The organism is Streptomyces sp. MnatMP-M17, assembly GCF_900091995.1.
GTDB lineage: Bacteria > Actinomycetota > Actinomycetes > Streptomycetales > Streptomycetaceae > Streptomyces.
On sequence record NZ_FMDK01001115.1, the window covers coordinates 1 to 1,951 of the forward strand.

Sequence of the window (1,951 nt, forward strand, 5' to 3'; positions counted from 1 at the left end):
CGAAGCCGGCCGCCGGCTGGAACTCAGGCGTCCGGGGCCGCCGCCTGCTGGGGGGCCGCGAGGCCGTGCAGCCGCCCGCGCTGGGACGTCGGCACCAGCGACCGCGCCCGCTGGGCCATCTCCTGCGGCGAGAGCCGCTCGGCCAGGGTCGCGACAAGCCGTTCGATGGTCGCGGTCATCTCCTGCGCGGATTCCGGCCGTTCGGCGAAGCCCGTCGGCAGCGCGCGCCGGAAGGCGACATCCTCGTCGAACAGCCCCCGTACGGCCTCCTCGATCACGTGGGACCACAGGACGGGCTTGACGCCTATGGTGCAGTGCAGCGAGGCCTCCTCCTCGGTGACGGCCGCGTGGATCACGCCGCGCGGCAGGTAGAGCAGGTCGCCGGCCTCCAGCGTGAACTCCTTCTCGAACCGGGCCGCGCCGACCCGGCTCTCCTTGAACATCCGCCCTTCCAGGGGAAGTTCGTGGCGCACGCCATACAGCCGCCAGCGCTTCGTGCCGTGGATCTGGGCGACGAAGACGTCGTGGTTGTCGCAGTGCGGGGAGAATCCCTGGGCCCGTCCGCCGGGGGTGAGGTAGCAGTTCGCCCAGACCTCGGCGCTGACCGTCCGCCCCAGCGACCGGCTCAGCAGCCCGAGCGGCTCCCAGCTGGAGCTCACATGGCGGGCGAGGAGGGTCGCACCGTGCCGGAAGTTGTCGTAGACGTCCGCCAGCGTGGCCTCGGGGGCGACCGGGTCCATGCGGCCGCCCGCCACCACCCGCAGTCCGGCGTGGTCGGGCCCGGACCGGTCCAGCAGGCTGTCGAAGTTGTCCAGAGTGAGCAGATCGGCGTAGAAGCCGCGGTCATGGCGCTGGACGAGCAGGGGACGCTGCTCCCAGTGGTCGCGGAAGAAGTCCTCCTCCGGCGTGGGCGCGATCAGACGCGCGAGGTCGAATCCGGGGGCGTTCGCGGTGCCGGACGCCTGGTGGTCAGCCTGCATCGGAGCAGCCTCTCTTCTGTTCTGGGGCGACGGGCTGCTCTCCGGCGGCACGGCCCTCCCGCGAGGGCGGTGAGACCGGGGCGCCGGCCCCGAACTCCCGCAGTTTCACTTTGCGCCGGTGGTCGGCGAAGACCTCGCCGCCGGGGTTGACGCCCTTCAGGTAGTCGCGCTGGAAGCTGGTAGCGGCGGCCGGGGTGCCGGGGACGACCCGCTCCTCGCTGAAACGCCGGCGGCTCTCGGCGAAGGCCCGGTAGCCCGCTTCCTCGGCCGAACCGGCCAGCGGAATCACCCGGGGCCGGAAGCGGGCGAGTTCGTCCCTGCGCTGCGGCACGAGCGCGCAGATCGGCTCCCCGGCACGGAACTCGACCGGTGTGTTCGGGCGGGTGAGCTGCCAGTTCATGGTGAAGAAGGCGCTCGCCCAGTCCGTCTCGACCAGGCCGGCAAGGGCGGTCACCCCGTCCTTGGGGAGGTTCGCGGGTCCGCGCACCGACAGGTTCCAGCCCGGTGGCGTGCGGAACAGGTACGGGATGTCGAATGTCAGGATGCCGTGGCCGAACAGGCTGGAGGCGGTGTGCGGTGCGTCCGCGTCGTCGCCCTCGTAGCCGAACCTGAGGCTGGAGGTCTGCCGGTTCCCCAGCCACTCGACCGTGAACGTGCGGTTGTTCAGGACCCACCACTCGTTGTGCGCGGCCATGACGAGGGGCAGGCAGCGACGCGCGAATCCCTCCTCGGTGGCGGCTATCCAGTCCCGCCGGGCCGAGGCCGCGACGAGCGGCATGGAGGGGGTGTCCCCGTCCTCGACCGCGTAGGCGATCAGGGGGAGTTCGCCGTCCTCGGCGCCGGGCTGCTCAGGCACCGCGCCGCTGCTGACGGGTCTCGTGGTGTCCATGGGTGGGCGCCTCCTGCGCGCTGTCGGGGGAAGGGGACGCGCCGGGGTGGCCGGTCCGGCCCGCGGCGGCCCACTCGGCGTC

General features: G+C 72.4%; 2 protein-coding genes. Both read right to left on the minus strand.

Annotated features, from left to right (window positions below):
* Nucleotides 1–23: 23 nt before the first annotated feature.
* Nucleotides 24–980 (minus strand): cupin domain-containing protein, encoded by a 957-nt coding sequence (locus tag GA0115259_RS36735; RefSeq protein ID WP_093604835.1) that lies wholly within the window; start codon nucleotides 978–980, stop codon nucleotides 24–26.
* Nucleotides 970–1,869 (minus strand): DUF6065 family protein, encoded by a 900-nt coding sequence (locus GA0115259_RS36740; RefSeq protein WP_093604837.1) that lies wholly within the window; start codon nucleotides 1,867–1,869, stop codon nucleotides 970–972. Before GA0115259_RS36740 ends, GA0115259_RS36735 begins: the two co-directional genes overlap by 11 nt.
* Nucleotides 1,870–1,951: the final 82 nt, after the last annotated feature.